Source organism: Phaeobacter inhibens DSM 16374, assembly GCF_000473105.1.
Taxonomy (GTDB): domain Bacteria; phylum Pseudomonadota; class Alphaproteobacteria; order Rhodobacterales; family Rhodobacteraceae; genus Phaeobacter; species Phaeobacter inhibens.
Genome location: NZ_KI421498.1, coordinates 1,201,085 through 1,221,187, shown reverse-complemented (window position 1 = coordinate 1,221,187; position 20,103 = coordinate 1,201,085). Strand labels below are relative to the sequence as shown.

At 59.6% G+C, this 20,103-nt stretch carries 20 protein-coding genes; 13 read left to right on the top strand and 7 right to left on the bottom strand.

Translation table 11 applies throughout. From position 1 onward, the window contains the following. Positions 1 to 115: 115 nt before the first annotated feature. On the bottom strand, positions 116 to 1,462 hold the full coding sequence (locus INHI_RS0109510; protein WP_014874393.1) for a substrate-binding protein: 1,347 nt from the start codon (positions 1,460 to 1,462) through the stop codon (positions 116 to 118). Between the two features lie 232 nt (positions 1,463 to 1,694). On the opposite strand from INHI_RS0109510, the gene INHI_RS0109505 reads away from it, so the two are divergent. The 5 genes from INHI_RS0109505 (at position 1,695) to INHI_RS0109485 (ending at position 8,025) form a co-directional block, all read left to right on the top strand. After that, a complete protein-coding gene (locus tag INHI_RS0109505) occupies positions 1,695 to 3,008 on the top strand; it encodes an XRE family transcriptional regulator (protein WP_027247502.1) in 1,314 nt (437 codons plus the stop codon). A gap of 99 nt (positions 3,009 to 3,107) precedes the next feature. Further along, a complete protein-coding gene (locus INHI_RS0109500; protein ID WP_014879770.1) occupies positions 3,108 to 3,551 on the top strand; it encodes a response regulator transcription factor in 444 nt (147 codons plus the stop codon). After that, positions 3,548 to 3,883: a hypothetical protein gene (locus INHI_RS0109495; protein ID WP_027247501.1), complete on the top strand. Its 336-nt coding sequence runs from the start codon at positions 3,548 to 3,550 to the stop codon at positions 3,881 to 3,883. The genes INHI_RS0109500 and INHI_RS0109495 overlap by 4 nt, the downstream gene beginning before the upstream one ends. After that, a complete protein-coding gene (locus INHI_RS0109490) occupies positions 3,883 to 6,561 on the top strand; it encodes a sensor histidine kinase (protein ID WP_027247500.1) in 2,679 nt (892 codons plus the stop codon). The genes INHI_RS0109495 and INHI_RS0109490 overlap by 1 nt, the downstream gene beginning before the upstream one ends. A gap of 81 nt (positions 6,562 to 6,642) precedes the next feature. Beyond that, the gene (locus tag INHI_RS0109485) at positions 6,643 to 8,025 is read left to right on the top strand and encodes a FliM/FliN family flagellar motor switch protein (protein ID WP_027247499.1); all 1,383 of its coding nucleotides are present in this window, start codon (positions 6,643 to 6,645) and stop codon (positions 8,023 to 8,025) included. Positions 8,026 to 8,140: 115 nt separating this feature from the next. On the opposite strand, the gene INHI_RS0109480 is transcribed toward INHI_RS0109485, so the two are convergent. The 4 genes from INHI_RS0109480 to INHI_RS0109465 all read right to left on the bottom strand — a co-directional run bounded on the left by INHI_RS0109480 (position 8,141) and on the right by INHI_RS0109465 (position 10,405). Next, complete coding sequence (locus INHI_RS0109480; protein ID WP_027247498.1) at positions 8,141 to 8,590, bottom strand: protein tyrosine phosphatase family protein; 450 nt, start codon at positions 8,588 to 8,590, stop codon at positions 8,141 to 8,143. Positions 8,591 to 8,601: 11 nt separating this feature from the next. Then, positions 8,602 to 9,033, bottom strand: a complete 432-nt coding sequence (locus INHI_RS0109475) for a DUF6691 family protein (protein WP_027247497.1) — start codon at positions 9,031 to 9,033, stop codon at positions 8,602 to 8,604. Further along, positions 9,033 to 9,461, bottom strand: a complete 429-nt coding sequence (locus tag INHI_RS0109470; protein ID WP_027247496.1) for a YeeE/YedE family protein — start codon at positions 9,459 to 9,461, stop codon at positions 9,033 to 9,035. The genes INHI_RS0109475 and INHI_RS0109470 overlap by 1 nt, the downstream gene beginning before the upstream one ends. Positions 9,462 to 9,541: 80 nt before the next feature. Further along, positions 9,542 to 10,405 carry an MBL fold metallo-hydrolase gene (locus INHI_RS0109465; protein ID WP_014879777.1) on the bottom strand — a complete coding sequence of 288 codons (864 nt, stop codon included), beginning with the start codon at positions 10,403 to 10,405 and terminating at the stop codon, positions 9,542 to 9,544. 346 nt (positions 10,406 to 10,751) lie between these two features. Between INHI_RS0109465 and INHI_RS0109460 the strand changes: the two genes are divergently transcribed. Beyond that, the gene (locus INHI_RS0109460; RefSeq protein WP_027247495.1) at positions 10,752 to 10,982 is read left to right on the top strand and encodes a hypothetical protein; all 231 of its coding nucleotides are present in this window, start codon (positions 10,752 to 10,754) and stop codon (positions 10,980 to 10,982) included. Between the two features lie 115 nt (positions 10,983 to 11,097). On the opposite strand, the gene INHI_RS0109455 is transcribed toward INHI_RS0109460, so the two are convergent. Next, positions 11,098 to 11,319, bottom strand: coding sequence for a hypothetical protein (locus tag INHI_RS0109455; RefSeq protein WP_027247494.1), 222 nt, complete (start codon positions 11,317 to 11,319; stop codon positions 11,098 to 11,100). A gap of 233 nt (positions 11,320 to 11,552) precedes the next feature. Between INHI_RS0109455 and INHI_RS0109450 the strand changes: the two genes are divergently transcribed. The 4 genes from INHI_RS0109450 (at position 11,553) to preA (ending at position 15,403) form a co-directional block, all read left to right on the top strand. Further along, positions 11,553 to 11,816, top strand: a complete 264-nt coding sequence (locus INHI_RS0109450; RefSeq protein ID WP_014874404.1) for a DUF2312 domain-containing protein — start codon at positions 11,553 to 11,555, stop codon at positions 11,814 to 11,816. Between the two features lie 171 nt (positions 11,817 to 11,987). Continuing rightward, on the top strand, positions 11,988 to 12,383 hold the full coding sequence (locus tag INHI_RS0109445; protein ID WP_014879780.1) for a RidA family protein: 396 nt from the start codon (positions 11,988 to 11,990) through the stop codon (positions 12,381 to 12,383). Positions 12,384 to 12,710: 327 nt separating this feature from the next. Continuing rightward, a complete protein-coding gene (locus INHI_RS0109440) occupies positions 12,711 to 14,045 on the top strand; it encodes an NAD(P)-dependent oxidoreductase (protein ID WP_027247493.1) in 1,335 nt (444 codons plus the stop codon). 53 nt (positions 14,046 to 14,098) lie between these two features. Beyond that, on the top strand, positions 14,099 to 15,403 hold the full coding sequence (gene preA / locus INHI_RS0109435) for an NAD-dependent dihydropyrimidine dehydrogenase subunit PreA (protein ID WP_014874407.1): 1,305 nt from the start codon (positions 14,099 to 14,101) through the stop codon (positions 15,401 to 15,403). A gap of 100 nt (positions 15,404 to 15,503) precedes the next feature. Here preA and INHI_RS0109430 read toward each other — a convergent pair whose 3' ends face one another. Beyond that, entirely contained in the window at positions 15,504 to 16,130 is a 627-nt protein-coding gene (locus INHI_RS0109430; RefSeq protein ID WP_027247492.1) for a TetR family transcriptional regulator C-terminal domain-containing protein, read from the bottom strand. A 240-nt stretch (positions 16,131 to 16,370) separates the two neighbouring features. Between INHI_RS0109430 and INHI_RS0109425 the strand changes: the two genes are divergently transcribed. The 3 genes from INHI_RS0109425 to INHI_RS0109415 all read left to right on the top strand — a co-directional run bounded on the left by INHI_RS0109425 (position 16,371) and on the right by INHI_RS0109415 (position 20,101). Further along, on the top strand, positions 16,371 to 17,621 hold the full coding sequence (locus tag INHI_RS0109425) for a Zn-dependent hydrolase (RefSeq protein WP_027247491.1): 1,251 nt from the start codon (positions 16,371 to 16,373) through the stop codon (positions 17,619 to 17,621). 125 nt (positions 17,622 to 17,746) lie between these two features. After that, positions 17,747 to 19,201: a dihydropyrimidinase gene (gene hydA / locus INHI_RS0109420; protein WP_027247490.1), complete on the top strand. Its 1,455-nt coding sequence runs from the start codon at positions 17,747 to 17,749 to the stop codon at positions 19,199 to 19,201. Positions 19,202 to 19,261: 60 nt separating this feature from the next. Then, positions 19,262 to 20,101 (top strand): ABC transporter ATP-binding protein, encoded by an 840-nt coding sequence (locus INHI_RS0109415; RefSeq protein WP_027247489.1) that lies wholly within the window; start codon positions 19,262 to 19,264, stop codon positions 20,099 to 20,101. The last annotated feature ends 2 nt before the right edge of the window (positions 20,102 to 20,103 follow it).

The following is a 20,103-nucleotide window of genomic DNA, read 5'->3' as shown; positions in this document are numbered from 1 at the left end:
AAGTCGGCTGTTCAGCGCCGCTGGCGCTGGTCCTGTCGTCGTGAATTGTCGGGCAGGTTGACGCCGGGAGATTAGCAGGGCGGGCACATGATCTGCGCCCGCCCCAGGTCTGTGATCAGGCGCCGCTGTTGCAGGTGCCAAGGGCACCGCCAGCAAACATCGGATGATCGGGCGCGTAGGTCACTTGTTCCGCCGGGGTTACTTCGACGACTTCAAGCAGGTCGAACTCCGAGGTCGGGTTTTCCTTACCACGTACGACCAGCACGTCTTTGAAGCACTGGTGGTCTTCGGCACGGTACAGCGTCTTGCCATTGCCCAAACCGTCGAACTCAAACCCTTCAAGGGCCTCAACAACGGCGCAGGGGTTGAAGGAGCCCGCGCGTTCTACGGCATCTGCATAAAGCAGGGTCTGGCAATAGACGGTATGTGCCGCCTGGCTCGGTGGGAAGCCATATTTGGAGCCGAAGGAGCGTACGAATGCTTGCGAGCCTTCGTCCTGCAGCGACCAGTGCCAGTTCGTGGACCCGTGAATGCCCTTCACGTTGGCACCGGCACCCTTGGCCATCAGGCGGGAGTAAAGCGGAACAACGATTTCGAAGTTCTTGCCGTTTACAACCTTTTCACGCAGACCGAACTGTACTGCGTTGGTGAGCGAGTTCACCATGTTGCCGCCATAGTGGTTCAGCACCAGCACGTCGGCGCCGGAGTTCAGAACCGGCGCAATGTAGGACGAGAAGTCGGTTGCCGCCAGCGGCGTGCGCACCTTGTTCACGGTGTTCCATCCCAGCGCCTCGGTGGCGGCGGCGATGGATTCTTCCTGTGTCCAGCCCCAGGTGTAATCCGCCGTCAGGTGATAGGCGTTCCGGTCCGTGCCGTAGAGGTTCTTCAGCACCGGTGCCAAAGCCGCACCCGACATATAGCCGTTGAAGAAATGGCGGAAACCATTGGCCTTCTTGTCTTTGCCGGTGGTGTCGTTGGAGTGGGTGAGACCGGCCATGAAGATCACGCCAGCCTCTTGGCAGAGGCCCTGTACAGCAATCGCCACACCGGAGGACGAACCGCCGGTGATCATCACGGCGCCGTCTTTTTCGATCATCGACTTGGCCGATGCACGGGCCGCGTCCGATTTTGTCTGCGTGTCGCCAGTGACGAATTTGACTTCCTTGCCCATGATCCCGTTGCCCTGCAGGGCCTTGGATGAGAAGGTGTTCATCATGCCGCCGTCGCCGCCGCCATTCAGGTGTTCGACCGCCAGCTGATAGGCGCGCAGCTCATCCGCGCCCTCATCCGCGTAGGGGCCGGTTTGGGGTACGTTGAAGCCCAGCGTCACGGTGCTGCCGGTTGGCTCATTTGTAAACGCGGCTGCAGACGATGCGGTAAAGATCGTCGGAAGCGCCACGCCGGCGCCCGCGATGGCACCGGTCTTCAGGACACCGCGACGCGATACGTCAGTCTTGGACATGTAATCCTCCCTTATGTGTAACGACGGCAACAGCTCCTCACTTCCGCTGACGTCCGCACGTTCTCGTGCAAAACCAGTATGGGCGCGGCTTGTAAAATCACGCAATAAAACCCTTGAAATACTGACTTATTCTGTAAACAAATGAACAGGTGTTAAGGGTTCTCTGTAAAGAAACTTATGTTGCAATGCAGAAAGCCCTTGATCCGCCATGCTTTTGGAAGGGAGTGCCGCCATGGGGCGTGACACGCTGACAGGGAGCCGCATCCGCGAGCGGCGGTTGATGCTGGGGCTGCGGCAGGCCGATCTTGCGCGACAGGTGGAAATCTCAGCCTCCTATCTGAACCTGATTGAACACAACCGGCGCAGAATCGGTGGCAAACTACTGGTTGATCTGGCGCGGGTGCTGGCGGTGGAACCTTCGATGCTGACGGAAGGGGCGGAGGTGGCGCTGCTGTCGACCCTGCGGGAGGCTGCCGCGGATCTGCCCCGGCCGGTGGCGGAGCTGGACCGGGTGGATGAATTTGCGGGCAGGTTCCCGGGCTGGGCCGAGGTGCTGGCGCAAAGCCAGCAACGTATAGCCAGTTTGGAGCGGACGGTTCAAACCCTGTCGGACCGGCTGACCCATGACCCGCAGCTGGCAGCCTCGCTGCATGAGGTTCTGTCCACTGCTGCGGCGATCCGTTCAACCGCGTCGATCCTGGCGGAGACCGGAGAGCTGGAGGTCGAATGGCGTGACCGGTTCCACAAGAACCTCAATGAGGATTCGCTGCGCCTTGCAGAAAGTAGCCGCGCGTTGGTGAACTTCCTTGATGAGAGTAATACCTCCGCTGATCGCCGTGGTGTCCCCCAGGAGGAGGTCGAGCAGTTTTTTGCCACTCATGGTCATCACTTTCCGGATCTGGAAGAGGCGGAGACTAAGGCGCGGGGGGATCTGATTGAGGTGCTGATTGCGCAGGGGAGCGATCTGGTGAGTGAGGCGGGGCGTGTCATCGCCCGTGCGGCCCTGTTGCAATACTGCGCCGACGCCGAGGCGCTGCCTTTGTCGCCGCTTGCTGAATGCCTGGCCAGCGGTGGGATTGCGCCCGTCAACTTGGCTCGTGCGTTTGACTGTGATTTGTCGACGGTGCTGCGTCGGCTTGGGGCGTTGCCGCCTGCAGTGCTCGGCCAGGAGGCGGGGCTGGTGGTCTGCGATGCCTCTGGCTCGATCCTTTTCCGCAAGCCGGTCACGGGGTTTGCATTGCCAAGGTTCGGAGCCTCCTGTCCGTTGTGGCCGCTTTATACTGCGCTATCGCGCCCTCAGGTGCCTGTGCGCCGGGATGTGGTGCAGCAGGGGCGTAGTGCCGTTGGTTTTGACTGTCTGGCGGTCTCCTGGCCTCATCAGCGGCCAGATTTTGATAGCGATCCGCTGTATCACGCGGTGATGCTGATCTTGCCCAAAGTTGAGGTGGCGGAGACGGCGCAGCCAGTTGGCGCGAGCTGCCGGATCTGTTCGCGCCGCGACTGTGTGGCGCGGCGCGAACCGTCGATCCTGAAGGAAGAGTTTTGACAGCGGCGTAACCGCAACGCTACTGTTGCGCCAAGGACGGAGACGCCTTGAGGCAATGACCTCGCGAAGGATCGGGCGTAGGGGAGGAATATCCACACAATGGGCAGGCATGTTGTTCTGGTCGAAGACGAGCCGAATATCACCGAGGCAATCCGATTTCTGCTGACCCGCGATGGCTGGCAGGTCGACAGCCACGCCGATGGCAGTGATGCGGTTGAGGTGATCTGCACGGCTAAGCCGGATCTGGTGATCCTAGATCTGATGTTGCCGGGCAAAAGCGGGCTGGAGATCATTCGCGAACTGCGCGACAGCGGGCAGCTGCCGGATTTGCCGGTTCTGATGCTGACCGCAAGGGGACAGCTGCGCGACCGCGAAATGGCAGAGCAGGCCGGGGTCACTCGGTTCATGACAAAACCGTTCTCCAACAATGAGGTTCTGACCGCGGTCCGCGACCTTCATGCGCAAGCGGCCCAGAACCGCGCGGATGTGTCTGAGGCTGGCGGTGCGGCTGCTGATCTGGCCGAACAGGCCCGCCAGGGATGATCCGTGGCGACGGCGCCGAAAGCGAGGGCGAAACCGGCGCGCCGTTTGTTGAGCGCCGGACCTATCGCCGCCGCCGTCTGATGGATGTTGCCCGCGTGTTACCGGTCTTGGGCGCGCTGTTAATGCTGGTGCCACTGATGTGGCCGGACCCAGACCCCTATCCTGCACCGGACAGCATGTCAGGCATGCCTTTGTCACGGGCCATGATCTATATCCTTGTGGTCTGGGCGGGGTTGATTCTGGCGAGCTTTGGCTTTGCTCTGGCGGTGAGGCGCTGGGCGGAGCACTGGACCGAAGGTGGCGAACCGCGCCGGGGCGGGGACGCGGACTGATGGCGTCGCTCAATGTTCTGGCGCTGGTCTGTCTGAGCTATGTTGCGCTGCTGTTCATCGTGGCTTTCGCTGCGGATCGTCATGCCAGCCATGGACGCCCCGCCCGCTGGATGCGGTCACCGTTGATCTACACACTGTCGCTGTCGATCTATTGCACCGCCTGGACCTTCTACGGGGCGGTCGGCTACGCGGCGCGCTCAGGATTGGAATACATCACCATCTATCTTGGCCCGACACTGGTCATGGTCGGCTGGTGGTGGGGGTTGCGCAAGCTGGTCCGTATCGGGCGCAGCCAGCGGATCACCTCCATCGCGGATCTTCTGTCGGCGCGATATGGCAAGTCCAACCTCTTGGCAATTGGTGTCACCATTCTCGCAGTGATTGGCACGACTCCCTATATTTCACTGCAACTGCAGTCTATTACGCTGTCCTTTTCGATCTTCGCAGAAGCTGACCCGCTGCGCAGTGTCAATGAAACGCAGACGGTGTTCTGGGTGGCGGCCGGGTTGGCAGCTTTTGCCATTCTGTTCGGTACGCGCAATCTCAACGCCAATGAGCGCCACCATGGCGTCGTTACTGCCGTGGCACTTGAGGCGGTGGTCAAGCTGGTCTCGCTGCTGGCAGTGGGGATCTTTGTTGTCTGGGGAATCGCGGGTGGGGTCGGTGAGACTATGGCCCGGATTGATGCCTCCTCCATCGGGCAATGGCAGGTTGATGGCGGGCGCTGGGCGACGATCACCTTCCTCTCGGCGGCGGCCTTTGTCTGCCTGCCGCGAATGTTCCAGGTCATGGTGGTCGAGAATGAGGATGAACGGCATCTGCGCGTCGCGGCCTGGGCGTTTCCACTCTATCTCCTGCTGATCTCGATCTTTGTGGTGCCGATCGCCGCCATCGGGCTGGAGCTGTTGCCAGTGGGATCAAACCCGGATCTATTCGTCCTGACCCTGCCCTTGGCCGAGGGGCAACAGGGTCTGGCGATGTTGTCCTTTCTGGGAGGGTTCTCCTCTGCGACATCCATGGCGATTGTCGCTGCGATGGCATTGTCGACCATGGTGTCTAACCATATCGTCATGCCGATCTGGCTGCGCTGGCAGGAGGTGGGCGCCTCCGTCTCCGGGGATGTGCGCCATGTCGTGCTTCTGTCGCGGCGGCTGTCGATCGCGGGCATCATGGCGCTGGGCTATTTCTATTATACGCTCTCGGGTGGCGGTGCGGCGCTGGCGGCTATCGGTCTGATTTCGTTCACCGGTATTTCACAGATGCTGCCAAGCCTCGTGGGCGGGCTGTTCTGGCGCGGCGCGACCCGCAGTGGAGCGCTTGCAGGGTTGTCCGTTGGGTTTGCGATCTGGCTTTATACGATGCTTTTGCCAGAACTGGGCGGGGGGCTGCTGCCTGCGCATGTGCTGGCGGACGGGGTGCTGGGCCTGTCGTGGCTGCGCCCTCATGCGCTCTTTGGGATTGAGGGGCTGGACCCTACGGTCCATGCGGTTCTGTGGTCGATGGCATTGAACACGGCGGCGTTCCTGATCGGGTCACTGCTGACCTTCCCCAGCCCGATGGAGCGCCTTCAGGGCGCGCAATTTGTTCACGTATTTGACCATTCTTCGGGTCCGCGCGGCTGGACCGGATCCGTGGCGCAGAGCGAGGATCTGATGGTCATGTCTCAGCGTATCCTGGGGGCGGGTGAGGCGCAGAAGTTCTTTCAGAGCGAGTTGACGCGCCAGGGCGGGCGCGGCCCGCTGCCGGAGCCGACCCCTGCGTTCTTGGAGCGGCTGGAGCGCGAGCTCAGCGCCTCTATCGGGGCGGCGGCGGCCCATGCGATGGTCGGGCAGATCGTCGGTGGGTCTTCGGTCTCGGTGCAGGATCTGTTGGCGGTGGCGGATGAGACGGCGCAGATCCTCGAGTATTCCAACCGGCTTGAAACACAGTCTGAAGAACTGTCAAGAACTGCGCGCAAACTTCAGGAAACAAATGAAAAACTGACGCAGTTGTCACAGCAGAAAGATGCCTTCCTCAGCCAGGTGAGCCATGAATTGCGCACGCCGATGACCTCCATCCGTGCGTTTTCCGAAATCCTGCGCGATACCGAGAACCTCGCGTCGCAGGATCACAGTCGCTATGCGGGCATTATCCATGATGAGGCGCAGCGGCTCACCCGTCTGCTGAACGATCTACTGGACCTTAGCGTGCTGGAAAATGGCCAGGTGAGCCTCAATATCAGTGCCGGGCGCTTGGGGGATGTGCTGGATCATGCGGTGGCCACTGCGCTGGCGGATGGATCGGCGCGGTTGCGTGTGGAGCGTGACGCGGCGACAGATGATATGCGGCTCTCTTCTGATCTGGACCGGTTGGCGCAGGTGTTCATCAATCTGATCGCCAACGCCGACAAATACTGTACCGCAGCGGATCCGCAACTGCGCATCACTGCCCGTCAAAGTGGTCATTGGTTGTTCATTGATTTCATCGACAATGGTGACGGGATCCCGCCCGCGTTTCGCACCACTATTTTTGAGAAATTTTCGAGGGTTAGCCCGGAGCGGGCAGGCGGTGCGGGCCTTGGTCTGGCGATTTGTCGGGAGATCATGCAGCGTCTCGGCGGCGATGTGGCCTATCTTTCGGGGGAGGTTGGCGGTGCCTTTCAAGTTTCCTTACCTCTTCGTCAGGAAAACCCGGTTTAACTGTTTCGCGTAAAGTTATTGGTAACCACTCTTGAGGTAAATCTAGGGCAAAGCGGTGCGAGAGGGGCAGGTTTACAACCTATGTCTGAAACGAAATCGGAAGCGACAGCGAATGGTGGCGGCGGGGTCTTGGCCCGCAAACTGGCAGCCACCAAAGAGGGCAAGGGCGGGCTTACCAGTTCGCTGACCCTTAAGGCTTTGCGCCGTTCGATTGCGCGGGCAGCAGCGGATCTGTGTGATCTTCCCGTGGCGGTGCTGGCCGCGCGCCAGGCCAACCGCATTCCCGAGGATTTGCCACCACATTTGTCGGACAAGCATCTGTTGGTGGTGCTGGATGGGCCAAACGGGCGAATTGGGGCCGCCACTCTGGATGCACCGACCGTCACCGCGCTTATCCAACAGCAGACCATGGGGCAGGTGCTGGGCAAGGCACCGAGTGAGCGGAATTACACCCCGACAGACGCGGCCATGGTTGCCGATTTTCTTGAGCGCACCTTTGCCAAGGTGGTCTCGATGCTGGCTCAGCAGAAGGATGAGGCGATTTTCTCCGGCTATCGTTTCGGAGCGCAGGTGGAGGATGTGCGCAGCCTCGTTCTCGGGCTCGAGGCCGAAGACTACCGGGTGATTGAGCTCACGCTGGATCTTGCCTGCGGGGCGATGCAGGGCGGGCTGACCCTGATCCTGCCTGAACCTTCGCCCGAGGATCTGGGCGAGGCAGGCCAAAACGCCCATCAGGCTGGCCCATCGCTGGGAAGCAACATGGGATCCATGCGGGCCGAGTTACGCGCTGTTCTATGCAGAATGAAGGTTCCCGCGAATGAATTTTCCGCGCTCGAGGAGGGGGATCTTCTGCCGCTGGATCAGGCCTTCCTCTATGAGACGGAAATGATATCCATCAGTGGTCAGGCTATTGCGCAGGGGCGTCTGGGCCAGATGAACGGTGCCCGCGCTGTCAGGCTAACTGATCCTCGCACGAAATTGGTGAACGACCGTGCGGCTGACGAGAGTGCGTTCTCCTCCCATATGGGCGACGGTGCCGGGGCGTTGGAGCATGAGCCACCCACCTTGGATCTCTCCGTCGCGGCCGACGGTTTGCAGGATCCCATGGGCGGTATGGGCGGCATGGGTGGAGACCTGGGCGATGGGCTTGGCGACCTCGGAGGTGATCTAGGTGGCTTTGGCGGCGATCTGGGCGGTGACCTCGGAGGGGATCTGGGCGGCGACCTTGGTGGTGACCTCGCTGGTATGCCGATGGGCGGAGACCTTCCAGATGGTCTGGGCGATGGGCTTGGTGACGCCATGTCTGGTGATCTGCCTGATCTTGGGGACCTCCCAGACCTTGGTGCGATGCCTATGGGCGACGACTTCGGGGATGGCTTAGGTGACGGCCTGGGCGATTTCAGCGCGGATGCCGCTGCGGTGGAAATCTCCGATCTGGCCGGGCTGAACAGCGGCACAGGGTGAACCTGTCAAACTGCGGGGCGAAATAGAAAATGGCAGCGCATGATCAGCACTGCCATTAGATTTCCGCGTCTTACAGGGTGAAGCTCATCTACAATCAGAACTTCAGCTGACGATATCAGTTTTCGTTTGCAGTCTGGGTCGCCTGTGTGGCCACCGCAATCAACGTCGGGCGCAGCCCATCAAGCTGATACCCGGCCTCCGCGGTGGTGGCGAGAATCTCATCCACCGGCAGCAGGGGGGCGTGGCCCAATGCCCAGACAACCGAGCAGCGGGTCCCGGATGCGCAATAGGCCAGCACCGGACCTTCTGAGGCCTCTACGAAGGCTTGCTGTTTCGCAACATTCTCCGGTGTCATAGTTTGGTGGGTCAGCGGCAGCACCTCGAACCGCAACCCCTGCGCCTCGGCAGCGGCGCGGATGGCATCGGCTTGATGGCTAGGCGGAACCTCAGCATCAGGGCGGTTGCAGATCACCGTGGTGAATCCGGCGGCGGCCAGTTGCGGCAGGTCCTCGACAGAAATTTGCGGCGAGACGGAATAGCGGGGGGTCAACGTGCGTGGGTCCATGATCCGGCCTTTTACGTGCTTGCAGCCGCGCGGTCCAGTCGCAGGGCGACTGGTGGCGCTGCAATCATGCCGACGAGCATTGCTGCGATGAAAATGATGCCGCCGGTGCCGCCATAGCTGAGAGAGGCGATCGCCGGTCCGGGGCAGAGGCCAACCAGCCCCCAGCCGATACCAAACAGGACAGATCCGATGATCAGTCGTCGATCCAGCTCCTGCCGTGGTGGGGTTGGAAAGTGCCCCCCAACCAGCGGCGCGCGACCCCGGGTCAGCTGCCAGGCCAGTGCCATTGGCAATATGGCCCCTCCCATCACAAAGGCCAGCGTCGGATCCCAGGCACCGAATATATCAAGCCACCCCTGAACCTTTTGTGTGTCGGTCATGCCAGAGAGAAACAGGCCAAGGCCAAACAGCCCGCCAGCCGAGAAAGACAGAAGAAGACGCATCAGATCAGGCTCCAGACATGGCGGAACAGAGCCAGGGTCAGGGCACCGGCAAGAATATAGATGACAGTGGCAATCAACCCGCGCAGGGACAGCCGGGAGATGCCACATACGCCGTGACCGGAGGTGCAGCCATTTGCAATCCTGGTGCCAAGCCCCACCAGGAGCCCTGCCGCTACGATCACCGCAGTGTTTGAGGTGAGATGCGTATCCGGCACTTCGGCGATGGTCAGCCACATCACCAGCGGGATCAGAACAACGCCCGCAATAAAGGCCAGCCGCTCGGCGGCGCTGTTACGGCCGCTGCCATCAATCAGGCCGCCAAGAATGCCGCTGGCGCCCATGATGCGTCCGTTGCCGAGCAGGTACACCGCACCGCCCGTACCGATCAGCGCGCCGCCGATCAGTCCCCAGATCCAATCTATATTCATGGTGAAATCCTTGTGATCTATCAGTCTGTGGCAAGGCAACCCCGGACATATCCGCGCCGGATCTATCAGGAACCTTCGGATCAGAGTTTGTTGATCGGCACCTTCAGGTAGACATTGCCGTCTGTATCGGCGTCCGGCATCTGGCCTGCGCGCATATTGACCTGCAAAGATGGCAGGATCAGACGCGGCATCGGCAGTGTTGCGTCGCGGGCATCCCGCATGGCGACGAAGTCCTCAATCGGACGGCCCTGACCAATATGGATGTTGAGCGCTTTCTGCTCGCCCACCGTGGTTTCCCAGGCATAATCGTCTCTGCCCGGTGCCTTGTAGTCATGGCCGACGAAAATACGTGTCTCATCGGGGAGCGTCAGGATCTTCTGGATCGACTGAAACAGCGCTTCCGAAGAGCCACCGGGGAAATCGCAGCGGGCGGTGCCAAAGTCGGGCATGAACAGTGTATCGCCCACAAATGCAGCGTCTCCAATCACATAGGTGAGACAGGCAGGGGTGTGGCCCGGCGTGTGCAGCACATCACCGCGCAATTGCCCGATGTGGAAACTGTCGCCCTCCCTGAACAGCGCGTCAAACTGGCTGCCATCGCGTTGAAATTCTGTGCCTTCGTTGAAGACTTTGCCGAAGGTGTCCTGCACCAGGGTGATATTGGCACCGATGCCGATTTTACCACCGAGATGCTCCTGAAGGTAGGGGGCTGCTGAGAGGTGATCGGCGTGAACGTGGCTTTCGAGGATCCACTCAACCCGCAGACCCTCGGCCTTTACCCAGGCGATCATCTCATCGGCAGAGCGGGTGTCGGTGCGACCGGCTGCGTGATCGAAGTCCAAAACGGAATCGATCAGGGCACAGGCAGTGCCATCGGGCTCGCGCACCAGATAGGATACGGTGTTTGTCTGTTCATCAAAAAACGCTTTGACGATCGGCTTCATGGGGGATCTCCTGCTGCTGTTTGTTACATATATTAAAAAATGAATATGTACAAGAGCGCAGGCGATAAAACTTGAATGGACTTTGGTCGGCGGATGCAGGCTGCCAAGTTCGCCGCCATGGCTTGCATGAGCGCAATTTCGCGTTATGGTTGATCTTGCTCAAAGTCACGTAGCGGGTTTCCTGCTATCGTTGCGACGGCGGTGAGGTGAGCCGCGATGACCTGTGCCAAGACTCGGGTGCCGGGATGGAGTTGGAGGCCGTTGTGCAGCCTCCCGCAATCCTGCCGGGTGTCCGGGCCATGCCGTTGATGCGGTCCGACGCGCAGGTCCAAGGGAGGAGTGCAGAATGACCAGTGATAACAGGAAGATCGACAATCTGATGCAGCAAGCGCAAGGGTTTGAACGCAGAATACTGGCCGCGCATCGGCTGGATCGGCTTGTCTTATATACTGAGTTCAGCCGAACCCTGGCACAGTTGCGGGTCGCGGGGGGGCGCGTTCCAAGCCGAATGCTGCGGTTGGAACAGATGCTCGGTGAGGAGGCGGCTGAAGAAATGTTCGACAACATGCCGGTTTGAGGCTGCGCCGACCCCGCCTGTTCGGGGCAATAGACTTAGATGCTGGATGCTGGTGCAAGGGGGCTGCAAAGGAGCGCCGCCCGCTGTCGTGGTCATGACCGTTTTGAGTCAGCGATCAGCCGCCCAGTGTCAGCCCCAGCATGACCAGCATCAGCCCGATGACCGACAGAAACAACGCACCAAGATTATAGGGCATGACTTTCTGAACCACAGCGCGCAGGGCATCGTCGTCCAGCTTCTGCCGTTTGGCCTGCATGACGCGCACCACGCTCCACATCAGCCCGATCAATCCTGCCACAGATATGGCCGCGCCGGCCCAAACCATAATCTCGTACATCGCGCTCTCCAGTGGCGGCGCATCGCTGCGCCGGTCATGTTTGGCCTGCGCCTACCTGATTGCCAGGGGCAAGGCAAGCCAGCCGGGGTTAGGCGCGCGCACCGACTGTGGTTGTTTTTGCCTATTCGGGCGGGTCGGGTGCCCGATCTCCCTATCACCGCTTGCGGAGCAAGGGGTGCGATTGTATCTGGAGGGCTGATCCGAATTTCCACCCTTTGCCGACGGAGCCCACGATGGATATGACCGAAGACGAAAAAAGCGACAGCTACCGTGTGACCGCTGGTGAATTGCGCCAGTTTATTGAACGGTTTGAGCGTCTGGACGCTGAGAAAAAAGATCTTGCTGAGCAGCAGAAAGAGATCATGGCCGAAGCCAAGGCGCGCGGCTATGACACCAAGGTGATCCGCAAGGTGATTGCGCTGCGCAAACGTGACAAAGATGATATCGCCGAAGAAGAGGCGGTTCTGGAAATGTACAAGGAAGCGCTTGGCATGTGAGCCGATGCGGCTTCATCTGATGGCGCAAGCCTGTTTGGCCCTTCGCGATGGCGGAGGGCTTTTTTGTTCTTTAAGTTTGCATATTTTAAGCTTGAAGTAAATTTATTCCTGATGGATATTGGAACCCGTTAGGGATTGCGCGGATCGTCGCGCTCAGAACAGGAGCCAAACATGCCGACAGTGAATGTGCACCCCGAAGGCTGGAAACCGGCCAAAGGCTATGCCAACGGCATGATCGGTGAGGGGCGGATGCTGTTTGTTGGTGGCCAGATCGGTTGGACTGCGGATCAGGTCTTTGAGACGGACGACTTCATTGGCCAGATGAGCCAGGCGCTTGAGAATATTCTGGCGGTCGTGCAGGAGGCCGGTGGCACCGCCAGCGACATCACCCGGCTGACCTGGTATGTGACCGACAAGGCCGAGTATCTGGCGCATCAGCGTGACGTCGGCTCAGCGTACCGCGCTGTCATGGGCTACCACTTTCCGGCGATGACGATGGTCGTGGTTGCGGGGCTTGTCGAAGATCGCGCGAAGATCGAGATCGAAGCTACCGCCATGCTCACCTAACCGGGTCTGCGCATCTATTCAGAGTTTTTGAAGCCGCTTTTCTGTACGATTGTATCGGGCAGAGGGGCGGCTTTTTTACTTTGCTTAGGGCAATGGTGCTGACCCTGTTTAGGTCGCAGTATTTGCGCAAATCGGCTAATCGGGGTGGTTTGCCCCAGCTGCCCAACTTTTGTGCGGGGCGGTATTTCTATTATTATGCAATGTGTTGTCGCGCTTTCTTCATGATGCCACCTTGAAAAATCGACCGATCAAAAATTTTACCAGTTGATAAAAAATCAAACTGTGGCACTCTGATTTGCATAAAAAACAAATCCAGGGAGACACCCAATGGCGACCAGCCATCAGGCATCCGGCATCCAGGCAGGGCGTTTGTCCGCTTCGGAGATTGCCGATAACTTTGGAGATCTGCATCCGCAATATGAGGCGCATGAGGCGGCAGTGGCAGCGGATCGCTGTTATTTCTGCTACGATGCGCCCTGCATGACGGCATGCCCCACCTCCATCGACATTCCTCAATTCATTCGCGAGATACAGACCGGTCACCCGGAAGCTGCGGCGAAGACTATTCTGGAACAGAATATCCTTGGCGGTATGTGCGCCCGGGTGTGTCCGACCGAAACACTCTGCGAGGAAGCCTGCGTCCGCGAAGCGGCAGAGGGCAAGCCGGTTGAGATCGGTCGCCTGCAACGCCATGCGACCGATACGTTGATGGAAAAGGGGGTACATCCCTTCACGCGCGCAGCGGCAACGGGCAAGCGGATCGCTGTTGTCGGTGCCGGACCCGCAGGATTGGCAGCAGCGCATCGTCTGGCAATGCTGGGCAATGACGTGGTCATCTATGAGGCCCGGCCAAAGGCGGGTGGCCTCAACGAATTCGGGATTGCTGCCTATAAATCGACTGAGAATTTCGCCAGTCGTGAAGTGGATTGGCTGCTTCAAATCGGTGGCATTACCGTCGAGTACGGTAAAAAACTCGGTGCGGAACTGAGCCTGGACGCGCTCAAGGCTGACTATGATGCAGTGTTCCTGTCTATCGGTCTTGGCGGCGTCAATGCGCTGCGTGCCGCAGGCGAGGACAAGGATGGCGTCCGTGATGCCGTCGATTTCATCGCCGAACTGCGTCAGGCTGATGATCTGACGAGCCTGCCGGTCGGGCGCAATGTTGTCGTGATCGGCGGCGGCATGACGGCAGTGGATGCTGCGGTTCAGTCCAAGCTTCTTGGTTCTGAGACTGTGACCATCGCCTACCGCCGCGGCCGTGACGCCATGGGCGCGAGCAGGTTTGAGCAGGATCTGGCCGCAACCAAGGGGGTGCGCCTGCTGTTCAATGTTCAGCCTGTCGCGGTACATGGCAACGGTGCCTGTGCTGAAATCGAGCTGGAATATACCACCAGCGAAGGCGGTCAGCTGACCGGCACCGGCGAGACGGTGCGGATCGCAGCCGACCAGATCTACAAGGCGATCGGGCAGGCCCTCGAAGATCAGCCCGATGCGCTGACGCTTGAAGGGCGCAAGATCAAGGTGGACGCGCAGGGCCGCACGTCACTTGCCGGGGTCTGGGCCGGAGGGGATTGCGCCTCTGGCGGAGAAGACCTCACCGTGACAGCCGTCGCCGAAGGGCGCGACGCCGCTATGGATATCCACGCCAGCCTGATGGGCTAAGCCAGCCACGGGGCCAGACCCGGCCCTGTGTTGCCAGTGTAAGGAACAGACAAATGGCTGATCTGACAGCAGATTTTCTGGGGATCAAATCTCCGAACCCGTTCTGGCTCGCCTCTGCGCCGCCGACGGACAAAGAATACAACGTGCGCCGTGCTTTTGAGGCCGGCTGGGGCGGGGTGGTCTGGAAGACCCTCGGCTCCGAGGGCCCTCCCGTCGTCAATGTAAATGGGCCGCGCTATGGCGCGATCTGGGGGGCGGATCGCCGTCTTCTGGGGCTCAACAATATCGAACTGATCACCGACCGCCCGCTGGAGGTGAACCTGGAAGAGATCACCCGTGTGAAGAAGGACTACCCGGATCGTGCGATCATCGTCTCCCTGATGGTGCCCTGTGAAGAGCAGGCGTGGAAGGATATCCTGCCGCGCGTCGAAGCCACCGGTGCTGACGGGATCGAGCTGAACTTTGGCTGCCCGCATGGGATGGCGGAACGTGGTATGGGCTCTGCCGTGGGGCAGGTGCCGGAATACATCCAGATGGTCACGGAATGGTGTAAGAAATACTACTCCAAGCCGGTGATCGTGAAGCTGACGCCGAATATTACCGACATTCGCCACCCTGCGCGGGCGGCAAAAGCGGGCGGAGCGGATGCTGTCAGCCTGATCAACACCATCAACTCCATCGTTTCGGTAAATCTTGATGCAATGGCGCCTGAGCCGACCATCGGCGACAAAGGTACACACGGCGGCTATTGCGGCCCGGCGGTGAAGCCGATTGCGCTGAATATGGTGGCTGAAATTGCCCGTTGTCCGCAAACCCATGGTCTGCCGATCTCGGCCATCGGCGGCGTGACAACTTGGCGCGATGCCGCGGAGTTCATGACCATGGGCGCTGGCAACGTGCAGGTCTGCACCGCAGCTATGACCTATGGATTCAATGTGGTGAAGGAGATGATCTCCGGCCTGAACCAGTGGATGGACGATAAAGGTTATGACCGGCTGGATGATTTTGTCGGCAAAGCTGTCCCCAATGTCACCGACTGGCAGTATCTGGATCTGAACTACGTCGCCAAAGCCAAGATCAATCAGGATGATTGCATCAAATGCGGCCGCTGCTTTGCCGCTTGCGAAGACACCTCGCATCAGGCCATCGCGATGAGCGAGGATCGCGTCTTCACAGTGAAAGACGATGAATGCGTGGCCTGTAACCTCTGCGTCAATGTTTGCCCGGTCGAAGGCTGCATCACCATGGAAGAGGTGCCCGCCGGGCAGATTGATGAGCGTACGGGCGAGGTTGTTTCCGACGATTATGCCAATTGGACAACCCATCCGAACAACCCGGCGGTGACCGCTGCTGAGTAAGCGGGGTCACTGGCCCGCAATGGCCGGTGTGAGTGATATGAGAAACGGCGCGTCCTGACCGGCGCGCCGTTTTTTGTCTGTCCTGTCAAAAAGGGAACGGTCAGCGAACGCCGGTGGCAGCGGGTGTCAGCATGCGTCGGAACATTCGGTCCAGATGCTCTGGTGCCGCATCAAAGGGATCCTCATCCCCCATCAACGTCCGCACCTGGACATCAAAATCCGCATAATGCTGGGTCAGCGACCAGACCGAAAACAGTAGGTGTTTCGGATGGGTCGGGTTCAGCTTGCCAGCGCTCATCCAGCCTTCGATCAGATCCGCTTTTTCTTCCAGCAGAGGTTTGAGATCCTTGGACAGGGTGTCCAGCATTCGCGGCGCACCCTGCACGATCTCATTGGCAAACAGTCGACTTTCGCGCGGGAAGTCCCGGCTCATCTGCAATTTGCGCTGCACATAGGCTAGCAATTCCTCCAGCGGATCGCCTTCTGGGTCAATGGCGCGCAGCGGGTCAAGCCAGGTGTCGAGCAATCCGGACAACAGTTCCGTGAAAATTGCTTCCTTCGAGGGGAAGTAATAAAGCAGATTGGGCTTGCTTAACCCGGCAGCGCGGGCAATCTGGTCCACGGTCGCACCGCGAAATCCGCTGTTGGAAAACACCTCAAGGGCTGCCTCCAGAATAGTGGCGCGATTCTTTTTCTGAATGCGGGTCGGGCTGCGATCCTTGGGCATCGGGCTGTTCGGGCTCTTCCTGGGGGCCGCAACACCGCTGCGCGCCTGATTTTCACTCAACCGGCTCTGCCTGCCGGAGTTTTCTTGCTTCGTTAGACGCAATTTCTTGACTGAATGTCCACCCGTGATAGCCTGAGTTTGACCAGTTGGTCAAATCATGACCAGCGTTTCAAAGCCACCGACAAGGCGCAAAGCCGCACGTCCCTGCGAAAAAGCAGGGCAACAGGGAAGGAAGCTGAGATGACGTCGCTTGGACAGAATCTGAAGATCAATGGCGACAGGCTGTGGGACAGCCTGATGGAAATGGCAAAAATCGGCCCCGGTGTCGCAGGCGGTAACAACCGTCAGACCCTGACCGATGCGGATGCCGAGGGGCGCGCACTCTTTCAGTCGTGGTGTGAGGCGGCTGGCTGCACCATGGGGCTGGACACGATGGGCAATATGTTTGCCCGGCGCGAAGGAACTGATCCCGAAGCGCTGCCGGTCTATATGGGATCTCATCTGGATACGCAGCCCACAGGCGGCAAATATGACGGTGTCCTTGGGGTGCTTGGTGGATTGGAAGTTGTCCGCACGCTCAATGATCTTGGCATCAAGACCAAACATCCGATTGTCGTGACAAACTGGACCAATGAGGAGGGCACGCGGTTTGCGCCCGCGATGCTGGCCTCTGGTGTGTTTGCCGGAAAACACACGCAGGATTGGGCCTATGCCCGCGAGGATGCTGACGGCAAAACATTCGGCGATGAACTGAAGCGTATTGGCTGGATCGGTGACGAAGAGGTCGGCGCCCGCAAGATGCACGCGATGTTTGAGCTGCATATTGAACAAGGGCCAATCCTTGAAGTGGAAAACAAGGATATCGGTGTGGTCACTCATGGTCAGGGACTGTGGTGGCTGCAGTGCACTGTCACTGGCAAGGATGCTCATACAGGCTCCACCCCGATGAACATGCGGGTCAATGCGGGCCTAGGTATGGCCCGGATGACCGAGGCGGCACATCAGATCGCCATGGCCCATCAACCCCATGCCGTGGGCGCTGTTGGTCACTGCGATGTTTATCCCAATTCACGCAATGTGATCCCTGGAAAGGTGGTTTTCACGGTCGATTTCAGGTCTCCGGATCTGGAGAAACTGACCTCCATGCGGGCGCAATATGAGGTGAAGGCGAAGGAAATCGCTGATGAGCTTGGCCTTGGACTTGAGGTTGAGCCGGTCGGGCATTTTGATCCTGTCACCTTTGACGAGGGCTGCGTGACCGCGGTGCGCTCCGCTGCTGAACGGCTGGGATACAGCCATATGGATATCGTGTCCGGCGCCGGGCATGACGCCTGCTGGATCAATGATCTGGCCCCGACCGCGATGATCATGTGCCCTTGCGTTGACGGGCTAAGCCACAACGAGGCCGAGGATATCTCCAAGGACTGGGCGGCAGCTGGCACAGATGTCATGTTGCACGCAGTTCTGGAGACTGCCGAAATCATCGCATAGGGCGCGCGCCCCCGTCGCGTCCGCGCGGCTCCCTCGAGGATAATCTGGGCCAGAAGATGTCCGTGCCATTGGGGGTGTAATAAGAAAGATGCGGCAATGACCGCGCTCTCACAGGGAGATAGACCATGGCGAAAGTCATCAAGAACGGCACCATCGTGACGGCGGATCTGACCTACAAGGCGGATGTGCTGATCGAAAACGGTGTAATCATCGAGATCGGTCAGGGACTGAAAGGGGATGAGGAACTGGACGCGACCGGCTGCTACGTGATGCCGGGCGGCATTGATCCGCATACACATTTGGAGATGCCCTTTATGGGGACATACTCCAGTGATGATTTTGAGAGTGGGACGCGGGCGGGGCTTGCTGGCGGCACCACCATGGTGGTGGATTTTGCGCTGCCCAACCCGGGCGAGAGCCTGCTGGACGCGTTGAAGCGCTGGGACAACAAATCGACCCGTGCCAATTGTGACTACTCTTTCCATATGGCGGTGACCTGGTGGGGGGAGCAAGTCTTTGACGATATGAAAACCGTCATCGAGACCCGCGGCATCAACACCTTCAAACACTTCATGGCCTACAAGGGCGCATTGATGGTGAATGATGATGAGCTTTACGCCTCCTTCCAACGACTGGCCGAATTGGGCGGCATCGCCATGGTGCATGCGGAAAATGGCGATGTGGTGGCGGAACTCTCGGCCAAGCTGTTGGCAGAGGGCAATACCGGTCCTGAGGCGCATGCCTATTCCCGTCCGCCGCAGGTTGAAGGTGAGGCCACCAACCGGGCCATCATGATCGCTGATATGGCCGGCGTGCCGCTTTATGTGGTGCATACGTCCTGCGAGGACAGTCACGAGGCCATTCGGCGTGCCCGCATGCAGGGGAAACGCGTCTGGGGTGAGCCGTTGATCCAGCATCTGACCCTGGATGAAAGCGAGTATTTCAATACGGATTGGGACCATGCGGCGCGCCGGGTCATGTCGCCGCCGTTCCGCAACAAGCAGCATCAGGATAGCCTGTGGAATGGGTTGCAGTCTGGCTCGCTGTCGGTTGTGGCAACGGATCACTGTGCCTTTACCACCGAGCAGAAGCGCACCGGTGTGGGCGATTTTACCAAGATCCCAAATGGCACCGGCGGTTTGGAAGACCGGATGCCGATGCTGTGGACGCATGGGGTGGCCACAGGCCGCCTGACGCCGAATGAGTTTGTCGCCGTGACGTCGACCAATATTGCCAAAATCCTGAATTGCTACCCCAAGAAAGGTGCGGTTCTGGTCGGGGCGGACGCGGATCTGGTGGTCTGGGATCCTGAAAAGACCAAGGTCATCTCGGCGGCGAGCCAGCAGTCGGCGATCGACTATAACGTCTTTGAGGGGCATGAGGTGAAGGGGTTGCCGCGCTTTACCCTGACCCGTGGCCAAGTGGCGGTTCACGACGGTGAGATCCGCTGTCAGGAGGGCCATGGCACCTTTGTTGAGCGCGAGGCCAATGCGACGGTGAACAAGGCGTTGTCGACCTGGAAAGATCTGACGGCGCCCCGTCCCGTCGAGCGGTCAGGTATTCCGGTGACAGGTGTGTAATTCAGGGACGGGCTGCCAGGAATGGCGGCCCGTTTTCCTGTGTGAAATCAAGGCGAATAGATGAATATGGAAACGACCACCCAGGCGCTCAAATCCCAGGCCGCCGCTTCCGATATCACCCCGCAGGCGCCGGTCATAGAGGCGCGCAACCTGGACCTGACCTTCCAGACCAACGACGGGCCGGTGCATGCGCTGAAGGATGTGAGCCTAGAAATCAACAAGGGCGACTTTGTCTCCTTCATCGGCCCCTCCGGATGTGGCAAGACCACGTTCCTGCGCTGCATCGCTGCGTTGGAGCAACCCACTGGCGGCGCGCTGATTGTCAATGGGATGACGCCGGATGAGGCCCGCAGGCAACGCGCCTACGGCTATGTGTTTCAGGCTGCCGGGCTATATCCCTGGCGGACGATCGCCAAAAATATCAAACTGCCGCTTGAAATCATGGGCTATTCCAAGGCTGAGCAGGCCGCGCGGGTCGAGCAGGTTTTGGAGCTGGTGGAGCTGGCGGGGTTTGGTGGCAAATACCCCTGGCAGCTGTCGGGGGGGATGCAGCAGCGGGCCAGCATTGCGCGGGCTCTGGCGTTTGATGCGGATATCCTGTTGATGGATGAGCCCTTTGGGGCGCTGGATGAGATCGTCCGGGATCACCTGAATGAACAGCTGCTGAAGCTTTGGGCGCGCACCGACAAGACCATCGGGTTTGTCACACATTCCATTCCGGAGGCGGTCTACCTGTCGACGAAGATCGTAGTGATGTCACCGCGTCCGGGGCGCATTCACGATGTGATCGACAGCCCGCTGCCCAAAGAACGGCCTTTGGATATTCGTGACAGCGCTGAGTTTATCGAGATCGCCCACCGCGTCCGTGACGGTCTGCGCGCGGGGCATGCAGATGACTGATC

Coding starts and splice junctions, on each gene's coding strand:
- INHI_RS0109510 (WP_014874393.1), bottom strand. CDS start 1,462: ATGTCCAAGACTGACGTATCGCGTCGCGGTGTCCTGAAGACCGGTGCC.
- INHI_RS0109505 (WP_027247502.1), top strand. CDS start 1,695: ATGGGGCGTGACACGCTGACAGGGAGCCGCATCCGCGAGCGGCGGTTG.
- INHI_RS0109500 (WP_014879770.1), top strand. CDS start 3,108: ATGGGCAGGCATGTTGTTCTGGTCGAAGACGAGCCGAATATCACCGAG.
- INHI_RS0109495 (WP_027247501.1), top strand. CDS start 3,548: ATGATCCGTGGCGACGGCGCCGAAAGCGAGGGCGAAACCGGCGCGCCG.
- INHI_RS0109490 (WP_027247500.1), top strand. CDS start 3,883: ATGGCGTCGCTCAATGTTCTGGCGCTGGTCTGTCTGAGCTATGTTGCG.
- INHI_RS0109485 (WP_027247499.1), top strand. CDS start 6,643: ATGTCTGAAACGAAATCGGAAGCGACAGCGAATGGTGGCGGCGGGGTC.
- INHI_RS0109480 (WP_027247498.1), bottom strand. CDS start 8,590: ATGGACCCACGCACGTTGACCCCCCGCTATTCCGTCTCGCCGCAAATT.
- INHI_RS0109475 (WP_027247497.1), bottom strand. CDS start 9,033: ATGCGTCTTCTTCTGTCTTTCTCGGCTGGCGGGCTGTTTGGCCTTGGC.
- INHI_RS0109470 (WP_027247496.1), bottom strand. CDS start 9,461: ATGAATATAGATTGGATCTGGGGACTGATCGGCGGCGCGCTGATCGGT.
- INHI_RS0109465 (WP_014879777.1), bottom strand. CDS start 10,405: ATGAAGCCGATCGTCAAAGCGTTTTTTGATGAACAGACAAACACCGTA.
- INHI_RS0109460 (WP_027247495.1), top strand. CDS start 10,752: ATGACCAGTGATAACAGGAAGATCGACAATCTGATGCAGCAAGCGCAA.
- INHI_RS0109455 (WP_027247494.1), bottom strand. CDS start 11,319: ATGTACGAGATTATGGTTTGGGCCGGCGCGGCCATATCTGTGGCAGGA.
- INHI_RS0109450 (WP_014874404.1), top strand. CDS start 11,553: ATGGATATGACCGAAGACGAAAAAAGCGACAGCTACCGTGTGACCGCT.
- INHI_RS0109445 (WP_014879780.1), top strand. CDS start 11,988: ATGCCGACAGTGAATGTGCACCCCGAAGGCTGGAAACCGGCCAAAGGC.
- INHI_RS0109440 (WP_027247493.1), top strand. CDS start 12,711: ATGGCGACCAGCCATCAGGCATCCGGCATCCAGGCAGGGCGTTTGTCC.
- preA (WP_014874407.1), top strand. CDS start 14,099: ATGGCTGATCTGACAGCAGATTTTCTGGGGATCAAATCTCCGAACCCG.
- INHI_RS0109430 (WP_027247492.1), bottom strand. CDS start 16,130: ATGCCCAAGGATCGCAGCCCGACCCGCATTCAGAAAAAGAATCGCGCC.
- INHI_RS0109425 (WP_027247491.1), top strand. CDS start 16,371: ATGACGTCGCTTGGACAGAATCTGAAGATCAATGGCGACAGGCTGTGG.
- hydA (WP_027247490.1), top strand. CDS start 17,747: ATGGCGAAAGTCATCAAGAACGGCACCATCGTGACGGCGGATCTGACC.
- INHI_RS0109415 (WP_027247489.1), top strand. CDS start 19,262: ATGAATATGGAAACGACCACCCAGGCGCTCAAATCCCAGGCCGCCGCT.